The sequence below is a fragment of the Paenibacillus sp. ALE3 genome (assembly GCF_054113405.1).
The window spans coordinates 3,147,316-3,166,916 of the sequence record NZ_CM134214.1 but is presented as its reverse complement, the minus strand read 5'-3'; the positions used below and the strand labels follow the sequence as shown (position 1 = coordinate 3,166,916).

Genomic DNA, 19,601 nt, shown 5'->3' with positions numbered 1-19,601 from the left:
AATGATAATCAGAAAAACCACTTTATGCAACTGTATTACTTATAACCTTCAGAAATCCATTATTTGTTGCATTATTAATTAACTGATTAATAGATTTTGCTGCGCTATCGCTAAACAAGTACCACTCATCTTTGGATACGTCATGAATCAAAAACTTGGGATACCCGATTAAAACTTCGGATGGAAAGGACTGGATTAAAGAATACACATCAAAACGAGCTAAGCTTTTCCCCTTTTGGTCTAAAAAATCGTATTGTGCATTTTTATAATAAGACCCAGGTGTGTCAATAGTGAAGCTCCAAGAATAGTTTTCAGGTGCTTCGACCTTTTGACCTTTATTTTTTGCAAAAATATTATAAATGGTTTCATTATATGCATTGCCATGAATTTGCTGAACTACGCCGCCCATAATCATATGGTATTCCTGTTGAAGTGCCTTTACTTGTACACCGTCTATGAGCAATGGTTCAGTATTAATAGTCACTGCAAAGTTGCTGTAATTGACATTACAGCCAAATGTCTCTGCAATAAAACGAAGTGGAACATATATGTTGTTATTTTTCAAGTATGGTTTTACATCAAGCGGTATCTTTTGACCGTTTTTCTCCGCTGTGCTTCTGTTTACTGCTAATTTTACTTTCATATCGCTTTTAGCGAGAATAACCTCGGAATCGGACCATTCGACGCTGGCCCCCAAACTTTCGCTAATGACACGTAGAGGCACCATTGTACGTTTGTTCTTCATTTGTGGCTTTGCATCGGTTGCAATAGCTACACCGTCAATTTTGATTTGATTTTGTGCTGCATAAGCAGTGGACGATGAAATACATAAAAAGATAGCAAGAAAAGCGCCAAAGAATGCCTTGTTCATAAAAGATTGCTCCTTTTTTTGATTAATTTGTTGCACAGTAACTTTCCCCCATATTAAGACGCGACTGGATAAAAATTTGTTGCGTTTTCCTGTTCATCAACTTGACGTAACAACCAGTTTGTACTATTCAACTGAATTCCGATATTTACCACCCAAAAAATTCTAATCTTCCTGGGGAATTATGTCGATAACATTGAATATTGTTCATAAAATTTACAAAGTAAATCCTTAGGGGGAAAGTTAATGAGAAAACAGCTAAAAGTTGCGATTTCTCTAGCATGTTTAATGATGTTTATAGGTTGTTCAGCATCACCAGTATCACAGCAGACGACCAAGATTACATTTTTGAATTCTAAATCTGAAATAAAAACCCAATTAGAAGAAGTCGCAAAGCAATACAATCAAGTACACCCTGAAGTATCTTTAGAAATTATAACCGCTCCAGAGGGAACGTCTGCATATCAAAAGCTGATGTCGATGTACGGCTCGGGAAGCCCAGCAACGATGTCGATGCTTGACCCGGGTGACACGCAGACATTCCTGGATAAAGCCGTTGACTTAAGTAAAGAGAAGTGGGTAGCCGATACGATAGAAAATGGACTTGATGCAGTTAAGAAAAACGATGCTGTGCTGGGATTCCCATTTGCAGTGGAAGGCTACGGATTAATCTATAACAAGAAAGTATTGGACAAGGCAACAGGGGGTTCTTTTGATCCTTCTTCGGTCAACAGTAGAAGCAGCCTGAATTCATTAATGGCTAAAATTCAGAAGTCGGGAGTAGCACCAGTCATGCTTTCACCAATGGACTGGTCTCTTGGCTCTCATCTTCTGGCTCTGGCTTATTCTGTTCAACCTGGAGGTTTTCCAGAGTTTGTTAAAGGTATGCAGAACAACTCCATCGATATGTCCCAAAACAATGTAATGTCTGGATGGGTACAAACTTTAGATCTGCTCAAGGATAACAACATCAATAAACACGCGCCTTTGGACAGTACGTATGAGGATGGATCCAAAGCTTTGGGAGAGGGCAAGGTAGGGCTTTGGTTTATGGGCAACTGGGCTTGGAATGGAATAAAGAGCAATGATACGGCAAATGAGGAATACGGGTTCTTGCCTCTTCCGCTAAACGATAATACAGATGATCCCAACAATTCAAAGATCACAGTTGGTGTGACAAAGTATGTATTCATCGACTCCACAGCTACTACGCCGCAGCAGCAAGAGGAAGCAAAGAAATTTTTAAACTGGCTGGTATACGAAAAGTCGGGACAGGAACTTTTGGTTAACAAGGCTAATGTTATACCAGCCTTTAAGAATATTGACTTAGTGCCTTCCGATCCCTTGAGTAAATCGATCAAGTCATATATGTCGAGCGGAAAGACGCTGCCGTTTATGGCAACACTTCCACCTGATCATGGGGCCATCACAGGAGCATCTATCCAAAGCTATATCAGTGGAAAGATAGATAAGGCTGAGCTGTTACGCCAAATACGCATATACTGGAAAGCTCAGCAGGGATGATACGAGATCAGTCACGGGAGGAAGATAAGGGTGTTTAAATTAACGTTAAAGAAAAAAATAATTAGTGCAGCGCTCATACTGGTAATCGTACTATCCCTTTCAAGTGTTATAGGCGTCATTAAGATGTCGGAAATGGGGGAGGCTTCTGATAAGGTAAATAACAGGTCGTTACCTGCGGTTATTCTTCTTCAAGGTATGGATAAGCAGATTACAGAAATCGATAGACTTACCGTTCGAATGATACTCGAAGAGGATGCAGCTGCTCGCAGCACTTATCAAGAAGAACTAGCCAAAGCTACAGCTTCAATGGATAAGAGTGTAAATAAATATCAAAGTTTAGCCTCTACGGCAGAGGAAAAAGAACTGTTCACCAACTTTTATGGTCAGTGGGCAATGTATCTTCGCCATCTAAAGGTGGTTTCTGCGGCCATGGAAGAAAACGACAAAGTGATGGCCTACATGATCATTCACGGAAATTCTTCTATTTATAAGGCAGCATTAGACGATGTAAATAAACTGAAGCTGCTTAATGAGCAGTATGCCACTGAGGCAGCTAATCAATCGAGTCAATCTTACCATTCAGGTAGACTTTTGATGATTTCTTTGACTATCATATGTACGATCCTTGGAATTATCGGTTCTTTTTTATTGGCTCAATCTTTCACTAAGCCCATATTAAAAATAGCAGAACAGATAAAGCTGGTAACGAGAGGGGACCTGCAAGTGGAACCCCTTAGGGTCCGATCCAAAGATGAGGTCGGGGAGCTGGCATCCGATTTTAATGAAATGTGCGATTCGCTACGTAACCTTTTAAAGGAAGTTGTGGATAATTCCTTACTGGTTGCCTCTACGGCTGAACAGTTAACGGCCAGTGCAGAACAGACAAGCATTGCTACCGAGCAGATAGCTATAAGTGCAACTCAGGTTGCGGAGGGTTCTCAGACACAGCTTGCAGATATAGCTGAAACGCTGAATTACACGGTAGGCGTTTCTAAAAGTGTAGAGAGCATAACCAATCGCTTTGTGAATGTGGCGAATCTCACAACCCAAGCACAAGAAAAAGCAAACAACGGGAAAACCCAAATGTCTTCCACTGTCTCTCAAATAAGAGATGTGCATACCAAGGTAACTCAATCCGCTGAAGTGGTAAATATTCTAGGCGAAAAATCTGCGGAGATTAGACAGATCACAGCTATGATCAGTGATATATCTGCCCGCACCAACTTGCTTTCACTCAATGCGAGTATAGAAGCTGCACGAGCGGGAGAGCAGGGAAAAGGATTTGCGGTTGTCGCTTATGAAGTACGTAATTTGTCGGCACAAGCAAGTGAAGCAACGGGCAAGATTTCCTCTCTGGTCAACGAAATCGCATTAAGAACAGACGAAGTTGTGATTTCGATGAATGAAGGTGTTCAATCTCTAAATGAAGGTATGATGCTTGTCGAAGGTGTCGGTAACGTCTTTTCTGAAATTGTCGGTGCCGTGGAAGAGGTGAGCGGTGAGGTAGACACGGCGGCTGTAGAAGCAAGATCCGTAAATGAAGGAACCATTTCTATGGTGGAATCTATGAAGAAAATTGCCGAAATCTCCGAACGTGCAGCCGACTCTACTCAAACAGTCGCAAGCGTAGTCGAGGAAACTACTGCTTCCATGGAGGAAGTGTCCGCAGGTGCTAACATGCTTGCCAAGCGGGCGGAAGAGATGAATCAAACGGTGTCTGTATTCAAAATTTAAAGCAAATTAGCGGTAGTCTTGGACGAGAAAAACAAGTCCTAGACTACCGCTGTTGTATTCAACTCTTGTGTCGGAATTAATTTACATATAATTACGAATGAACTGCTTCAGCTTGTTTAGCAGCTTTTTTCAGATTCTGTTTGCGGCGTTCCTCTAGATATCGTTCTCCATTTTTCTTGTCAGCTGTTAGCGTAAAGCAGGAAATGATGGTGAACAGACCTGCAATGGAACCCAAAATAACATAAGTGATTGGGAAATTCAGAACTTCATACATATGTCCGACAATAGGTGAGAAAACAGATACCACCAGGGAGCCCATAAACAAATACAGTAGGTACATGGTGGACGATAAGCGCTGGTCAAAGTTGACGGTAATGTACTTGAAGATGGCTACCAGAATCAGCGGTTTTTCCAGGGAGTGAATCATCTTCATCGCAGCCACCCATATGGAACCGAACGGCAGCGAAGAACCGATAATACGCAACGACATGATCGTTCCGGCAATAATCAATGCCCATTTGGCAGTCGTTTTGTTCACAAACCATGGGGTAACAAACAGGAACACAAATTCCAGGAATACCTGTACAGCACTTAAATCGCCAAGGAATTGATTTCCTTCTGCTTTGGAACTGAACTGAGATACGAAATAGGTGGCAAATTGCTGGTCATATACCTCATAAATTTGGGTCACGCCAACCATGAATAGCATAAGAAACCAGAACTTTGTGGTGCGTACGAGATGTAGTACGTCAATGAGCTTCAACGATTCAGTTTTCTGCTGCTCCTGTCCAGAAATTTCGACTTTGGTCAAGAAGATGCAGATCATGGCAACAACAGCAGATACGGAGGCAATCCAGAAGGTCAGATTTACATTGATGTTGATGACCCGCCCCGCAACAAAAGTAGCGGCCGCCCATCCGAGTGAGCCCCACATACGAACTCGTCCGTATTCAAAGCCGTATTTGCGCGATACTTTGTCCATATAGGAATCGACGACACCGTTACCTGCATTAAACACCAGACCGATAAATAGTGCACCGACAATGGCACCAATGACGAACTGCGTTTGAAGCAATGGACCGTACACATAGATAAAAAAGGGCCCGACGAGCAAAAGGATCGTAAAGAGTATGTACAGCAGATGTTTTCTCAAGCCCAGCTTGTCGGATAAGTACCCAAAAAGGGGTTGCATGATCAAGGCGACGATAGAGTTCGCCGCGTATAAAAATCCTGTGTAGGTTTCTGAAATCCCCAGGCTTTGTCCCAGCCAAATGACAAAAAAAGACATGGCGGCAGACCATGTAAACAGATAAGCGAAATTAAAAACGCTCAAAGACCAGTAGTTACGTTTTGCTAAATTCATGTTTAAGCACCCCTTCAAATTATAGCCGCTCAATGTATTGCATACGTCTTTAAACATTGTCTGTACTATTAATTGTAAGGATGATTCAATTGAATCCATAGGGCATTTTCCCAAGATTTCCTGTGCTTATTGCAATCAATTGCTAGATGGGTTATACAGAGCTTTTATTATCTTGTAAGAATTAAGTCCTACGTGTAAAATTGTTCGTAGTTCATTAGGCTCATTTAGTAGGAGGAGAAACATGGCACGAAGCAGAATTGTTCTAAGGTCTGGCTGACATGGTCATACTGATAGCACAATAAATTGCTAGAGCAAGGGGATGAAGTGGTTCTTTCGCAAGTACAAAGTTACTTGAAACCGTGAACGTATATAGAGTATTGTGTAATGATGAGTTATCGAAACTCACATCTTGAATAATGTTCTTACACCGATCGGGAAGGGTTAGCGGAGGGCTATCCCTACTTGGTGTTGCTATGCCCTATTCACATGTCCTATACAAAATAAAAAGAAAATGAATGATAACAAATTGTTGTGATTTCATGGTTGGAGGATTTATTATGTCAAAAAGTGTTTCTTCGTCCTTTATTATTATTATAGGATCGATGCTATTTGCCTTATTTTTTGGTGCAGGGAATCTAATCTTCCCACCTATGCTTGGTCAAATGGCTGGAGAGAATGTATGGATAGCCAATGCGGGTTTCTTGGTTACCGGAGTTGGTTTACCGTTACTAGCCATCACTGCCTTTGTTTTTTCAGGCAAAAGCAATTTACAAACTTTAGCGAGTCGGGTACATCCTGTATTCGGGATTGTCTTTACAACGATCCTTTATCTAGCCATTGGCCCTTTATATGCAATTCCAAGAACCGGTAGTGTGTCGTTTGAAATTGGAGTAAAACCCTTCTTTTCAAACCATACAGATCATCCTGTCGCACTTTTTGTATTTACAATTCTTTTTTTTGGAGTTGCATGCTTGTTATCACTTAACCCTACAAAAATTATTGATGTGATCGGAAAGTTTTTAACCCCCATTAAATTGACATTCATTGGAATCCTGGTGGTTGTAGCTCTTATTCACCCCATAGGAGCCTTCCAAGCACCTGCTGAAGGCTATACTTCGCACGTCTTTTTCAAAGGTTTTCAAGAAGGTTATTTAACATTGGATGCACTTGTAGCCTTTATTTTTGGAATTATCATTGTGAATGCAATTAAGGAAAGAGGAGTTACTGCCAAAAAAGAGCTGATGATTATTTGTGCCAAATCGATAACCATTGCGGTTGTCCTCTTAGCATTTATCTATACGTCTCTTGCCTACATGGGAGCTTCTAGCGTTGAAAAACTGGGTGTTTTAGAAAATGGTGCTGAGGTGTTAGCCAAGGTTTCATCCTATTATTTTGGATCTTACGGCTCCATTTTATTAGGCTTAATGATTACAGTAGCGTGTTTAACGACAAGCGTAGGGCTTATTACGTCCTGTTCTTCCTTTTTTCATACATTGTTTCCGAAAGTTTCTTATAAAAGAATTGCTCTCATGTTATCCATATTTAGTACCATTGTAGCCAATATAGGTTTAACACAGCTCATTAAGGTTTCAACGCCAGTGTTAATTGCAATATATCCTATTGCGATTTCTCTAATATTTTTAACATTTTTACATTCCGTGTTTAAAGGAAAATCAGAAGTATATCAAGGCAGTTTAATATTAACCTTCATTGTTAGTCTATTTGACGGCTTGAATGCTGCTGGAATAAAAATTAAAGTAATTAATGACTTTTTCACTCAAATTCTTCCGTTATATGATGTAGGATTAGGCTGGTTAATTCCCTCTGTTTTAGGAGGAGTAGGAGGTTATATAGTCTACTATATTAAACGAAGAAAAATTGTCCTTATACTTATGAAGCCAAAAAATAAATGATTTGCTTATTCGGTGAATTGGACATGTATAACAAAAAAGAAAGAACGAACGGAGAACTGGATCTTCCGTTCGTTCTTTCTTTTTTGTAACTTTACTGGCTGCGATTCAAATCAAAATCATGCTTTTTAGTCTGTTATAGCAGGGACAGCAAGCGCCTGATCTGCTTCGTGCTGCTTGCGGTATAGCGAAGGAGTCAGACCGTTCCATTTTTTAAAGGTTGCAATAAAATAGCTTAGATTTTCAAATCCCACATCCAGCGCAATATCAACTACTTTGCGGTCACTTTGCTCTAGCAACCTGCAAGCCTTTTGAATCCGCTGATAGTTGATATATTCAACCGGACTTTTCTGCACCATCTGCTTGAAGAAACGACAGAAATGTCCCTCGCTCATCCCAACCTCATCTGAGATCTCTCGCAAACGAATGGGCTCATGCGCATGACTGTTGATGTACGCCAGTGCTTTTTTGATCCGTTCGATCTTGTTGCGTTGACTCGCCATAACCACGTCTTCTCCGTTAGCCGGAGTCATATGCGGGAACAGGCAGGCGATTATGCTATAGAGCTGCGCTTTGGTCGCCAGTTCACGGGCAGGCGCATTCTGTTCATGGCTGGTGATAATACGTTTCAACGCGGTCAATAGCTCCTGCTCCCAAGACTGCACACCGCGAATGTGAGGGGGAGGGACGAGCTTTTTATGGATAAACGGTTCAATAAACTGGGTCTGAACTGTATCTTGCGTGCGGCTGTGCAGCATGTCCGGGTGAAACACCACCGCAGAAAATACACAGCGAGGACTTTTTTGTAAATAACCGGCGTGAAGCTCGCCACTGTTTACAAAAAGGGCTTCACCTTCGCTAACCTCCGTATAGATCATATCCGTCTGAAATACAGCGCTCCCCTGTTCTACTACGATAAACTCCATTTCCTCATGCCAATGGGACTCCAATATACGATTTCCGTTCAATTGCTCTACGCTCGGATATACGCTGACTGGATACATGGGATTGCCGTGAATGCGGTTTTCTCGTAACATTTCCCTTTGCATTTCAATGATTCCTTTCGGCAAACTGATTTATATAGAAAACATCAAAATATTGATACTAAACGTCAAAATAAAAGAAGTAAACCCTTACATAAATCAATATTATTATAGTAAGGATTTCGAAAAAATCCAATAAGCGATTTGGGAACAAGGAATATAAAAGTCGAGACGGAGGAAGAGACAGATGAAATTTACTGATGGCTATTGGTTGGTTCGCAAGGGCTATGAAATACAAAATCCTGCTGACATCCGTGATATCGTGACGGACGATGCTTCCATGACGGTATATGCAGCAACCCACCGGATCGAGCACAAAGGGGATACGCTGAACGGAGCGTTACTGAAAGCGACCTACAGCTCTCCCATGCCGAATGTTATTCGAGTGCGTCTGAACCACCATAAGGGACGGGTGCATCAAGGACCAGATTTTGAAATTCACACCTTGCCGACAGAGGTGGATATTACGGTGGGTGAGGACGTAGCGGTGCTGAAAAGCGGTGATTTGAGTGTGCGAGTCGGTCGTGGAAAGAGCTGGGACGTAGGCTTTTATGTCAAGGATCGTAAAGTCACAGGCAGTGGGCATCGGGGACCGGGCTTTATTACGGACCCACAGGGTCAGCCTTTTTTCCGGGAGCAGCTGGAGTTGGGCATGGGAGAGTACGTATACGGTCTTGGAGAGCGTTTCACTCCGTTTGTGAAAAATGGTCAGGTCGTTGATATTTGGAATGAAGATGGCGGGACCAGCAGTGAACAGGCGTACAAAAATATTCCATTTTATTTATCCAATAAAGGGTACGGTGTATTCGTCAATCATCCGGAAAAGGTATCCTATGAAATTGCATCGGAAAATGTTTCGAAGGTACAGTTTAGCGTTTCTGGCGAATCGTTAGAGTATTTTATTATTGGTGGAGCTAATCCTAAGGAGGTACTGGACAATTATACCAAGCTGACAGGCAAGCCTGCATTGCCGCCGGCCTGGACCTTTGGTTTGTGGCTGACCACTTCGTTCACGACTGATTATGATGAAGCGACAGTAAACCATTTTGTGGACGGGATGGCTGAACGGGATCTGCCACTCTCGGTATTCCATTTTGACTGCTTCTGGATGAAGGAATACCAATGGTGCGATTTCCAGTGGGATCAAGATATGTTTCCAGATCCGGAAGGCATGCTGCAGAGATTGAAAGCTAAAGGTCTCAAAATTTGCGCATGGATCAATCCGTATATTGCAGAAAAGTCCATTTTGTTTGATGAAGGCATGGAGAATGGCTACTTGGTTAAAACAGCCGATGGCAGTGTGTGGCAGTGGGACATGTGGCAGGCGGGAATGGGGCTCGTTGACTTCACGAATCCGGCTGCAGTTGCCTGGTATCAGGATAAGCTGAAGGTGCTGATCGATCAAGGCGTGGATTGCTTCAAAACCGACTTTGGTGAGCGTATTCCAACAGATGTAGTTTATTATGATGGCTCTGATCCAATGAAAATGCATAATTACTATACGCATTTGTACAACAAAGCTGTGTTTGATGTGCTGGAGGAAAAGCTGGGTAAAAATGAAGCCGCATTATTTGCACGTTCTGCCACAGCCGGGGGACAACAGTTCCCAGTTCACTGGGGCGGAGACTGCTCGTCCACGTATGAGTCGATGGCAGAATCCTTGCGGGGCGGATTATCGCTTGGCTTGAGTGGTTTTGGCTTTTGGAGCCATGATATTAGCGGCTTTGAACTAACGGCTGCGCCGGACTTATACAAACGGTGGGTACAGTTTGGACTGTTATCCTCCCATAGTCGTCTACACGGAAATGTGTCATACCGTGTTCCTTGGCTGTTTGACGAAGAGTCAGTCGACGTAGTGCGCAGCTTTACCAAACTCAAATGCTCGCTGATGCCACACCTGTATGCAGCTGCTGTGGAATCCTCGGTGAAGGGACTGCCGATGATGCGGGCTATGGTTTTGGAATTCCCGCAGGACCCCACCTGTGCCACGCTGGATCTACAATACATGCTGGGGGATTCCATTTTGGTAGCTCCGATCTTTAATAAAGAAGGCAATGTACAGTATTATGTACCAGAGGGTCAATGGACGAATTTGCTAACGAATGAAATCGTATCTGGCGGTCGTTGGGTCAACGAGCATCATGATTTTACAACCTTGCCTGTGCTCGTGAAGCCAAACACATTGCTGGCCATCGGTCATGAGGATCGTCGTCCGGATTATGATTATGCAGATCAAGTGACGCTTCATTTGTTTGAGCTCGGTGAAGGGCAACAGGCCCGCACGGTCGTCGTGAATACATCAGGTGAAGAAGAGCTAACGGTTACTGCCAGCCGCAAGGATTCTGTCATTAGGGTGAAGGCCGAAGGGGCCGTTAAACCGTGGTCGTTAGTACTGCGCGGTATCCATGAGGCTGTTCAAGTGAAGGAAGGCAGCAGTCTGGCGGGAGAACAGGGGTTAATCATTACACCAGCCTCCAGCGGACAGCAAGAGCTCACTATTCACTTGGGCTAGGTTAGGAGTTCATCCGTGGATGGATAGATTATATTGTAGCGATTATCTTGCAAAAAAAAGGGCTTGCCTGATACAAACAGGCAAGCCCTTTTTGATGTGGCATCCGATAAAGAATATCTTCAACTTTAGCATTGATATCATACCCTATGCATTTTGCTGAAGTAGTAGTGGTACAAGGTACTGCCGGAAAATATCCACAGGAGTCTGTTTCTTTTTAAATTTATCAGCCGTGAGGACAACTACCAAGTCATAAGAGGGGACCACAATAATGTATTGCCCACCAAAGCCGAGTGCGTAAAAAAAGCCTGTTTCCGTTCCTGTCTCTCTCTCATCTGAAAAGGAAGAAGCCCACCAGTGACAGCCGTAATATGCTTTTTGTGGTTTGGAGGCTGGAAGAAATGGACGGGTCGAATATCGGACGGTCTCTGTCTGGATGATCTGCCGTCCTTCCCAGCTTCCTTCGTTCAGATAAAGTCGCCCGAATTTGAGCATGTCCAGCGGTCTGAGATGCAGCCCAAAGCCCCCGGTGTGAGTGCCTTGCGGATCGGTTTCCCACTGATAGTTATCGATACCAAGTGGCTGGAATAATTGCTCCTCGGCAAATTCAGCAACGGCTTGTCCAGAGGCAGAATGCAGCAAGGTGGCCAAAAGTTGAGAACAGCCAGAGCTGTACTCCATTCGCGTACCTGGTATATCCGATAATGGCTGTGAAAGCACAAATTGCACCCAATCGGACGTTTTGCTCATGGTAGGAAAAGAATTTTGTCCCCCAAATTCCGTCCAGTTAAAGCCAGCAGACATCGTCAGCAGGTGTTCAATCGTAATATCACGCTTTCGAGGGTCACTGTCTTTGGCTAACTGGGGGAAAAATTCGAGGATCGGTGTCTCTGGTTTGGGTACCAGTCGTTGATCCATAGCAATACTAACTAATGCAGAAATCACACTTTTGGTACAGGAATTTATTTTATAGAGTTCGTTGGCGAATTGAGGCTCACGGTAGTAATCCATGATCGTATGTCCCTGTTGCTCAATAAGACAGCTACGGGTTTCCAACTCGTTAAGCACGTGAATAAGTGGTTTGAGCTCCAGACTTTTCATGCAGATCCTCCTTGAGGCTTATAGCATACCATTACATAGTATATCATTTTTAATCATCCGAATCCGACAAGTATAAACGAATAATGGTTCTTATCTTTTTCCCTAATTTGAATTTTTTTGTTTTTTGATATTAATAAATATATATATGTTCACTAAAAAGACACAAATATATTTGAAAATCTATACACTTTTTCGGTTTCGTTTAAAAAAACAGATCAATAAAACGATATATAGTAAGTTGAACATTTTATTTTGAAACAACTGGGGGACCAATTCATGAACTTAACAATTAAGGCAAAAATGATTCTCAGCGCGATACTGATCCCAAGTGTGATTGCTGCCATGCTGCTGACCAATTACATTTTAAGTGTACATAGTGAGAATGAGTACAAAGATATTATGAATCGTGAAGAGGCGATTGCGTATAACTCCAAGTCTCTGCAATTTTTGTTAAACGGAATATCCAATGATGAGCGGGCATATTTGTTGACTCGTGACGAACAGTATGGGAACGAGATCGGAAACAAGCAAAGTGAAGTTGCAAAGTTGTTACAGGAGACAGAAGCTCTGCTCAATACAGGCAATGAGGATACAAAGAAGAAGATGACTGATCTCAAAACAGGGATTAATACCTATATGAATCAAGTTCATAGTCTACTGAATACAGCGGGGTATAAGAGTACAAGAGATGATGCCTTCCCTCCATTTTCTGAATTGCTCGATGATTTTGAAAACGAACGGGTTTTGCGCAAGCAACTTGATACCAAGGTGGTAGCATTTGTCAAAGCGCAGGAAGATATGGTAACGGTGAAAATACAGCAGGCGCATCAAACGATGACGAATACAACCTTAATTACGAGCATTGTAGGGCTTTTGGTTATTATTTACAGTATTGCTCAATCTATCGTTTTGATTCGTTCTATTCGTCCATTACACCATATGAATGAGCAGCTGTTGCAAATGTCTCAAGGTGGAGGAGATTTGCGAAGTAGACTGGATATTACGTCCAAAGACGAAATCGGTATGATTGCGAGCTCCTACAACAAGCTTATTGAAGGGTTCCGCAATATCATTGTGGATGCTCAGGATACGGCTCGTACATTAACCGTAACCGCAGAGCGTGTTAACGTCAGTACTGAGGAAATGAATCAGGCCAATCGTCATACCTCCGGTGTAATGGAAGAGCTTGCGACTGGTATGGAGCATCAGGTCGATGATATTACACAAACTACAGATACCATAAAAGAGCTTGCCAACGAGCTGGAACGGATTGCTGCCACAAGCGAGCAGGTATATGAATTGTCTGATACAGCTGCTAAAGATGCAGAAGCAGGGGAACAATCGATTGGTAAGGCTATGCGTCAGATGGAGAAGGTAAGCGAAAGTGTAGACAGCTCTGCACGTGCTGTACGTTCACTTAGTGAACAGGCGGAGCAGATTGGCATGATCGGATCTGTTATTACCGGATTTGCCAAACAGACTGGAATGCTGGCGCTTAATGCGTCCATTGAAGCGGCAAGAGCGGGAGAACAGGGCAAAGGATTTGCTGTTGTGGCCTCTGAGGTAAGAAGATTGTCCGAGCAAGTATCGGTTTCAGCAGCAGAAATCACACAGTTTGTGCAAAATATTCAGGAGCATGTTGGGCATGTCGCTTCAACCATGCAGTCTGGAACAGTTGAAGTGCAATCTGGCGTAAAGGTCATGCAATCCGCTGAAACTGCATTTCGTCAGATTGGAAGTTCCATTCAACAAGTCAGCGAGCAGATTCACAGTGTAAACCGGTCTGTAGAACAAATGTCCGGTGGATCTGAGCGAATGGTGAAGGCCGCGGAACGCATCCGTGAAGTAGCGGAGCAGACGGCAGGAGGAACCCAAAGCGTCAGTGCGGCGGCTGAAGAGCAACTGGCTTCCATGGAGGAAATTGCATCGTCCATTCATACTGTGGCGGATATGTCGCAATTGCTAAACGCAAGGGTCGGTGGTTTTAAAGTATAGCCGTATAAATTCCCACCAATGTAAACACAATAACATCTGTTGAACGAATCTGGACAGCTGTGTGTTATTACTTTTGCAAAGGTGGTAACGGGATGCAACAAAATAAAGGGAATCTGGTTGCATTAGGTTCCATCCCGCTGATGATGACGCTGGGTAATTCCATGCTGATTCCGGTTTTACCGGAAATCGGACGTAAGCTACATGTAAGCTCCTTTCGGATTAGCATGTTGATTACAGTGTATGCGGTGGTGGCCATTTTACTGATACCGATTGCGGGCTATCTATCCGACCGATTTGGCCGTAAAGCAGTGATTGTTCCCTGTCTGATTCTGACTGTGATTGGAGGGGGAATTTCTGCGGTGGGAGCATGGTTGCTTCATGACCTGGCAGCATACTGGACCATTATTGCAGGTCGACTACTTCAGGGCGCAGGAGCGGCAGGTGCTTTTCCTATAGTTATTCCGCTTGTGGGCGATCTGTACGAGAACGAGGATGAAGCCAGCAAGAACCTGGGGGTAGTCGAGACCTACAACACATTCGGTAAAGTATTAAGTCCGATTCTCGGTGCTGCGTTGGGCGCTGTGCTATGGTTTTTGCCATTGGCAGTGATTCCGGGTCTCTGTCTGATTTCGCTTATTTTGGTCATTTGGCTGATCCATGTGCCCAAGCGTAAAAACCAACCGATTATGTTTCGAGAATTTGTGGGGAATGTGAAGCAGGTGCTTGCCGAAAAGGGACGCTGGCTCTATGCTATTTTTGCTATGGGCGGTATTTGCATGTTTGTCATTTTTGGCGTCTTGTTCTACTTATCCGACATACTGGAAAGTCGCTACAACCTCCATGGTGTCTGGAAGGGCTTTGTGCTGGCTATCCCGCTTATTTCCCTCTGTCTGTGCTCTTATTTAGGTGGCAAGGTTATTGGCAAGCACAAAAAACGTATGAAATGGATCGGTTTCGGAGGTTTGGCCATATTGACGATTAGCTTTGCCATTCTCGGATTTTTTCAACATATTTATGCGGTGATTGGCCTGTTTACGCTAGGGGGCGGTGGTATTGGGCTCGCACTCCCTTGTTTGGATGCACTGATTACCAAGGGAATTGAAAAAGAGGAGCGCGGAACTATCACTTCGTTGTACAGCAGTATGCGCTTTGTCGGAGTATCTTTAGGTCCTCCGGTTGTATCTTTGCTGATAGGCCGTAGTGGGCATGGTCTACTTTTTGGCGTCATGGCCGCAGTGGGGGGAATTGCGGCTCTGCTGATGTTATTTGCGGTCAAGCCAGAACAGGATGAACCAGCAGGGGACAAATCCAGTGATCGCAACAATAAGAGTGAGGGAATGACATACATTTCTCGAGAAAAGCCTCTTTCTTCTAAGCTTAGACACAACCCCCCTGCGAAATATAAATAAATTGCAAATGAAAAAGCACCCGTTTTCCATGGAATAAAGCCATGGTAACGGGTGCTTTTGATATTTGAGCGAGTATAGATGGATACTCATTCTAAAGAATAGTCTTATCCCTCTAGAGGGACATTTCTTTTAGGCTTGCGGCTTGCGATGATCTGAATGACATAAATCAGCAAGAACAACACAACAAACAGCGACGAAAGACGATACATCCATGCATAATCACTGGCTTTGGCGATAACGCCAAGTATAAGCGCTCCGGCTGCGACCCCGAAATCCAGGGAATTGAGAAACATACCGTTTGCCATGCCTCTCTGTTTAGGTGACACAACCTGAATCATCCAGGTTTGCAACGTTGGCTGCATAACACCAAACCCGATACCGTAGCAAAGAGCAGACAGATACATAAAGGCGTCACTGTGTGCGTAGGAAAGCAGGATCAGACCGCCAATGAGAAACAGGGAACCGGGGATGAGCAGCGCCTTTGCCCCTTTTTTATCATATATACGACCCGAGAAGGGGCGAACGATCAGTACAGATACCGCATTAAACAGGAAAAAGTAAGCCGGGTGCGCAAGATTAGCTTCATCTCCATAAAGCGCCATAAAACCGAGCAACCCGCCATATGTGATAGACATCAACATGTTCAATAAGGCGGGGATCCACAATTTACGGTTAAATGCTGGTTTGCGCCCTTCTTCCAAAGGAACCATAGGTGGTTCGACGTGCCCCTTAGGCAGTGTGCGAATGAGCCAGTAAGCTAGAGGGAAAATGACAACAATGACAGCGGATGTCGAATAGGCAAGCAGGTTAAAACTGCCGTATTGCAGCATCGAAATACCGATAGTTGGCCCAATAGACATCGCTAAACTTGTGGACAGACTAAAAAATCCCATTCCTTCACCAAGACGTTTGGGAGGGATGACGTCAGTGACCATTGTTGGAAAGGCAGTGCTGCTCATACCAAAGCCAATCCCAAACAGCATACGCATGAGTAGGAGCACCGCAATTGTCGGTGAAACACTATATCCCAGCGTTCCTGCTAATGCAAACAGCAGTCCAACGAAGATCAGGGCGCTGCGATGTCCTTTTTCCAGCATACGGGCAGAAAAAAGCCTTGCGACAATTGCACTTAATGCGAACAAAGTCGTAACAAGACTGACCTGCACGGAGGTAGCATGGAATGCATTTTTCACATAGGAAGGAATGGAAGATACAATCATCTGTAGTTCCAGAAACAAAAATAAATTGGAAACCGTAAGAACGATAAATTCCTTGGTCCAAAGAGGTTGCTTGCCTTGTTGCATATTAATCGTTCTCTCCTTGTTTTTCTGATTCAGTCATGTTGGTATGAATTTGTAAAAGCGTTTGGCGGAATTGCTTCAGATCTGCAGAGGAAATTCCTTTTACAAAATCGTGGTTGGCATCCCGTTCGACGGGGAGGGTCTCCTCCACAAGCTGTCGACCAGCTTCAGTCAAATGAAGCAAATAGGCCCGGCGGTCCTGCGGGCTATTCACACGTCGTACCCAGCCCTTCTTGTCCAACAAATCAATAATACGGGTCGTAGTGGGCTGATCCTTTACGGCCTTAGCTGCAATTTCTTTCTGATTTAAACCCTCGGCCTGATAGATTTGGTATAGAACCGACCATTGCTCTGGGGAGATATCATAAGGTTTAAGACGATGCAAGAGCTGTTGACTCATTTTGCGATGAGTAATCCCAAGCAACATCCCAATAGAACAATCGGGAGGCAAATTGTTCATAGGGCACTCCTTTCTATTTTTCCGTACAGGGATACTTTGAAATTAATTAGTTGTTATAACAATTATATGGACAACAAGTTGTTTTGTCAAAAGAAGTGCAAAAAACAGCCCGTAAAAACGGGCTGTTGGGGTATTAGTACAATATAGTTTGCCATGACTGGCGAATTAAGCTTTAGGTACGGTTTCCCAATCCTTAAGGAAACGTTCGATACCGCTGTCTGTCAGTGGGTGTTTCCACAGGGAAGGAAGCAGGGAACCCGGAATGGTGGCGATATGTGCCCCAGACAGAGCAGCATCTTCTACATGCTTAATGTTGCGGATGGAAGCCGCGATGATTTCGGATTTCAAACCATGAATGTCCAAAATTTGTCTCAGATCACGAATCAGCTTCATACCGTCAACGGCGATATCATCCAGACGTCCCACAAACGGGCTGATAAAAGTAGCACCAGCTTTGGCTGCCATCAAACCTTGAGCTGCGGAGAAAATCAATGTTACATTCGTTTTGATTCCGTTCTTGGTCAGCTCGTTACAAGCGTACAAACCGTCTTCGGTCATAGGAAGCTTGATCACCACGTTAGGTGCCCACTTTGCGATGTCATAAGCTTCTGCGAGCATATCTTCAGCCTTCAGGCCAATTACCTCAGCACTTACGGGACCTTCAACGATACTGCAAATCTCCTGAATGACTTCCTTGAACACTCGACCTTCCTTAGCGATCAGGGAAGGGTTCGTTGTTACACCATCAACCAGACCCAAACGTTCAATACGTTTGATTTCTTCAATGTTACCAGTATCCAAGAAAAATTTCATTTGATTATCCTCCTCAGGTTTATATAGTACATAATACATATCTTATGGTGTACATTAGCTTATTAAAATGTAGCATATTGCACACGTTAAACTTATAATTAGTATGTATTACATTTTTAATTGTGACACATTTTAAATTTGAAAACAAGCGGTCTTTGATTAAAATTTGATGAATTGTCGAAACATGCTGAAATTGACCGACCTAAGCTCATTTATAATGTATACTACCCCATTCCATAAGGAGGTAATCATTATTCAACTGTCAGAAAGACAGCGGGAAATTGTAGATATTGTCCAGCGTCTGGCGCCTGTTACAGGGGATAAAATTGCTGAAGAGCTGGGACTATCGCGGCCGACTTTGCGTTCTGACCTTGCTTTGCTCGTTATGCTCGGGCTTGTAGATGCCAAACCAAAGGTGGGTTACTTGCCAGGGCGTTATCCAAACTATGATAGCCATATCGGCAGTATGCTCAAAAAGCTGACTGTGGCAGATATACTGAGTGACCCGATTTTGATATCAGGTGATGCTACCGCCTATGATGCGGTGTTAATGCTATTTCAGCAAAATACAGGCACGCTGATGGTCACGGGGGAGGAGCAGGAGCTCATTGGTATTGTTACCCGCAAGGATTTGCTGAAGGTCATGCTGGGACATACTGATCTTCACACTGTCCCGGTGACCATGGCTATGACTCGCCGGGCCCAAATGACGACGCTTGCTCCAGGAGATTCTTTACTGGAAGCAATATCGAGATTGATTCGGCATCAGATTAATTGTCTTCCTGTTTTGGACGAGCCATGTACCTCCTCGGCTCCAATTCAGGGGTTGGTAGGGCGGGTTACGAAAACGGATATTATGAACGCCATTTTGAATTTGACGGAAGAAAAGACGTAAAATATGAATAAGGGGGCCTTATATGTACTGGTTGGCCATGCTGACGATGCTGATTGACCATGTCGGACTTGTGTTTTTTCCGACAGATCCGGCTTGGAGAATTGCCGGCAGGCTTGCTTTTCCAATCTATGCGTACGCCCTCTATATGGGCTATACCCGTACTCGAAATATGCGGAGCTACATGCTTCGCCTGCTCGGACTAGCCTTGATCTCCCAGGTGCCCTATATGCTGGCCTTTGATGTACATAGACCCAATGTGATCTGGACGCTACTGACGTCGTTGCTCGCGCTGGCTGCTGCATCTCGCATGAAGCATTGGGTGGCTGTAACGGGTCTGTACGTCCTCACAGCGCTATTTATGGAGCTCAGCCAGATGGATTACGGAGCTTATGGTCTGCTGCTTGTTCTCATTTATCGATACACCCGTTCATATATGATGATTGCTGCCCATTTTGTTTTGAATGTTGTGTATGATATGGTACACCATGCGAATATTCAGCACTTTAGTCTGCTGTCCAGCATTCTGATTGTATGTTTTGCCACTGAGGAGAGCGGATTTTATCGTCGGGTACCGCGTTGGTTGTGGCGCAGCTTTTATCCGGCACATCTAGCTGTGATTGCGCTAATTCGCATCTGGCCCTAAACTCGAAATCATACAACAAAAGAACCTTTACAA

Annotated in this window: 15 protein-coding genes; 8 read left to right on the top strand and 7 right to left on the bottom strand. The window is 43.8% G+C overall.

What is annotated here, in order from left to right:
- Positions 1 to 22: 22 nt before the first annotated feature.
- On the bottom strand, positions 23 to 871 hold the full coding sequence (locus ACXHJ2_RS13735) for a copper amine oxidase N-terminal domain-containing protein (protein WP_165080181.1): 849 nt from the start codon (positions 869 to 871) through the stop codon (positions 23 to 25).
- A 243-nt stretch (positions 872 to 1,114) separates the two neighbouring features.
- Between ACXHJ2_RS13735 and ACXHJ2_RS13730 the strand changes: the two genes are divergently transcribed.
- Positions 1,115 to 2,392 (top strand): ABC transporter substrate-binding protein, encoded by a 1,278-nt coding sequence (locus ACXHJ2_RS13730; RefSeq protein WP_165080095.1) that lies wholly within the window; start codon positions 1,115 to 1,117, stop codon positions 2,390 to 2,392.
- Positions 2,393 to 2,422: 30 nt separating this feature from the next.
- Positions 2,423 to 4,126 (top strand): methyl-accepting chemotaxis protein, encoded by a 1,704-nt coding sequence (locus ACXHJ2_RS13725; RefSeq protein ID WP_025677952.1) that lies wholly within the window; start codon positions 2,423 to 2,425, stop codon positions 4,124 to 4,126.
- 91 nt (positions 4,127 to 4,217) lie between these two features.
- Here ACXHJ2_RS13725 and ACXHJ2_RS13720 read toward each other — a convergent pair whose 3' ends face one another.
- Positions 4,218 to 5,489, bottom strand: coding sequence for an oligosaccharide MFS transporter (locus tag ACXHJ2_RS13720; RefSeq protein WP_013370582.1), 1,272 nt, complete (start codon positions 5,487 to 5,489; stop codon positions 4,218 to 4,220).
- A 557-nt stretch (positions 5,490 to 6,046) separates the two neighbouring features.
- Here ACXHJ2_RS13720 and brnQ point away from each other — a divergent pair.
- Complete coding sequence (gene brnQ / locus ACXHJ2_RS13715; protein ID WP_165080093.1) at positions 6,047 to 7,402, top strand: branched-chain amino acid transport system II carrier protein; 1,356 nt, start codon at positions 6,047 to 6,049, stop codon at positions 7,400 to 7,402.
- A 125-nt stretch (positions 7,403 to 7,527) separates the two neighbouring features.
- On the opposite strand, the gene ACXHJ2_RS13710 is transcribed toward brnQ, so the two are convergent.
- Positions 7,528 to 8,448 (bottom strand): AraC family transcriptional regulator, encoded by a 921-nt coding sequence (locus ACXHJ2_RS13710; RefSeq protein WP_165080091.1) that lies wholly within the window; start codon positions 8,446 to 8,448, stop codon positions 7,528 to 7,530.
- A 181-nt stretch (positions 8,449 to 8,629) separates the two neighbouring features.
- On the opposite strand from ACXHJ2_RS13710, the gene yicI reads away from it, so the two are divergent.
- Positions 8,630 to 10,954 carry an alpha-xylosidase gene (gene yicI, locus ACXHJ2_RS13705; RefSeq protein ID WP_165080089.1) on the top strand — a complete coding sequence of 775 codons (2,325 nt, stop codon included), beginning with the start codon at positions 8,630 to 8,632 and terminating at the stop codon, positions 10,952 to 10,954.
- Between the two features lie 144 nt (positions 10,955 to 11,098).
- Here the strand turns inward: yicI and ACXHJ2_RS13700 are convergent, their stop codons facing one another.
- Positions 11,099 to 12,052, bottom strand: coding sequence for a serine hydrolase domain-containing protein (locus ACXHJ2_RS13700; RefSeq protein ID WP_165080087.1), 954 nt, complete (start codon positions 12,050 to 12,052; stop codon positions 11,099 to 11,101).
- A gap of 276 nt (positions 12,053 to 12,328) precedes the next feature.
- On the opposite strand from ACXHJ2_RS13700, the gene ACXHJ2_RS13695 reads away from it, so the two are divergent.
- Both ACXHJ2_RS13695 and ACXHJ2_RS13690 read left to right on the top strand, forming a co-directional pair.
- A complete protein-coding gene (locus tag ACXHJ2_RS13695) occupies positions 12,329 to 14,047 on the top strand; it encodes a methyl-accepting chemotaxis protein (RefSeq protein ID WP_165080086.1) in 1,719 nt (572 codons plus the stop codon).
- Positions 14,048 to 14,139: 92 nt separating this feature from the next.
- On the top strand, positions 14,140 to 15,456 hold the full coding sequence (locus ACXHJ2_RS13690) for an MFS transporter (RefSeq protein WP_165080084.1): 1,317 nt from the start codon (positions 14,140 to 14,142) through the stop codon (positions 15,454 to 15,456).
- 104 nt (positions 15,457 to 15,560) lie between these two features.
- On the opposite strand, the gene ACXHJ2_RS13685 is transcribed toward ACXHJ2_RS13690, so the two are convergent.
- The 3 genes from ACXHJ2_RS13685 to fsa form a co-directional block, all read right to left on the bottom strand.
- On the bottom strand, positions 15,561 to 16,760 hold the full coding sequence (locus ACXHJ2_RS13685) for an MFS transporter (RefSeq protein ID WP_013370590.1): 1,200 nt from the start codon (positions 16,758 to 16,760) through the stop codon (positions 15,561 to 15,563).
- 1 nt (position 16,761) lies between these two features.
- Positions 16,762 to 17,217 (bottom strand): MarR family winged helix-turn-helix transcriptional regulator, encoded by a 456-nt coding sequence (locus ACXHJ2_RS13680; RefSeq protein ID WP_165080082.1) that lies wholly within the window; start codon positions 17,215 to 17,217, stop codon positions 16,762 to 16,764.
- A gap of 165 nt (positions 17,218 to 17,382) precedes the next feature.
- The gene (fsa, locus tag ACXHJ2_RS13675; protein WP_013370592.1) at positions 17,383 to 18,030 is read right to left on the bottom strand and encodes a fructose-6-phosphate aldolase; all 648 of its coding nucleotides are present in this window, start codon (positions 18,028 to 18,030) and stop codon (positions 17,383 to 17,385) included.
- Between the two features lie 184 nt (positions 18,031 to 18,214).
- On the opposite strand from fsa, the gene ACXHJ2_RS13670 reads away from it, so the two are divergent.
- Together ACXHJ2_RS13670 and ACXHJ2_RS13665 are read left to right on the top strand one after the other, a co-directional pair.
- The gene (locus tag ACXHJ2_RS13670) at positions 18,215 to 18,925 is read left to right on the top strand and encodes a CBS domain-containing protein (RefSeq protein WP_165080080.1); all 711 of its coding nucleotides are present in this window, start codon (positions 18,215 to 18,217) and stop codon (positions 18,923 to 18,925) included.
- A gap of 22 nt (positions 18,926 to 18,947) precedes the next feature.
- Positions 18,948 to 19,568, top strand: coding sequence for a TraX family protein (locus ACXHJ2_RS13665; protein ID WP_064963140.1), 621 nt, complete (start codon positions 18,948 to 18,950; stop codon positions 19,566 to 19,568).
- Positions 19,569 to 19,601 lie beyond the last annotated feature (33 nt).

Excerpts from the sequence above, each read along its gene's own strand:
- ACXHJ2_RS13735 (WP_165080181.1), bottom strand. The coding sequence starts at position 871 with ATGAACAAGGCATTCTTTGGCGCTTTTCTTGCTATCTTTTTATGTATT.
- ACXHJ2_RS13730 (WP_165080095.1), top strand. The coding sequence starts at position 1,115 with ATGAGAAAACAGCTAAAAGTTGCGATTTCTCTAGCATGTTTAATGATG.
- ACXHJ2_RS13720 (WP_013370582.1), bottom strand. The coding sequence starts at position 5,489 with ATGAATTTAGCAAAACGTAACTACTGGTCTTTGAGCGTTTTTAATTTC.
- brnQ (WP_165080093.1), top strand. The coding sequence starts at position 6,047 with ATGTCAAAAAGTGTTTCTTCGTCCTTTATTATTATTATAGGATCGATG.
- ACXHJ2_RS13710 (WP_165080091.1), bottom strand. The coding sequence starts at position 8,448 with ATGCAAAGGGAAATGTTACGAGAAAACCGCATTCACGGCAATCCCATG.
- yicI (WP_165080089.1), top strand. The coding sequence starts at position 8,630 with ATGAAATTTACTGATGGCTATTGGTTGGTTCGCAAGGGCTATGAAATA.
- ACXHJ2_RS13700 (WP_165080087.1), bottom strand. The coding sequence starts at position 12,052 with ATGAAAAGTCTGGAGCTCAAACCACTTATTCACGTGCTTAACGAGTTG.
- ACXHJ2_RS13695 (WP_165080086.1), top strand. The coding sequence starts at position 12,329 with ATGAACTTAACAATTAAGGCAAAAATGATTCTCAGCGCGATACTGATC.
- ACXHJ2_RS13690 (WP_165080084.1), top strand. The coding sequence starts at position 14,140 with ATGCAACAAAATAAAGGGAATCTGGTTGCATTAGGTTCCATCCCGCTG.
- ACXHJ2_RS13685 (WP_013370590.1), bottom strand. The coding sequence starts at position 16,760 with ATGCAACAAGGCAAGCAACCTCTTTGGACCAAGGAATTTATCGTTCTT.
- ACXHJ2_RS13680 (WP_165080082.1), bottom strand. The coding sequence starts at position 17,217 with ATGAACAATTTGCCTCCCGATTGTTCTATTGGGATGTTGCTTGGGATT.
- fsa (WP_013370592.1), bottom strand. The coding sequence starts at position 18,030 with ATGAAATTTTTCTTGGATACTGGTAACATTGAAGAAATCAAACGTATT.
- ACXHJ2_RS13670 (WP_165080080.1), top strand. The coding sequence starts at position 18,215 with ATGCTGAAATTGACCGACCTAAGCTCATTTATAATGTATACTACCCCA.
- ACXHJ2_RS13665 (WP_064963140.1), top strand. The coding sequence starts at position 18,948 with ATGTACTGGTTGGCCATGCTGACGATGCTGATTGACCATGTCGGACTT.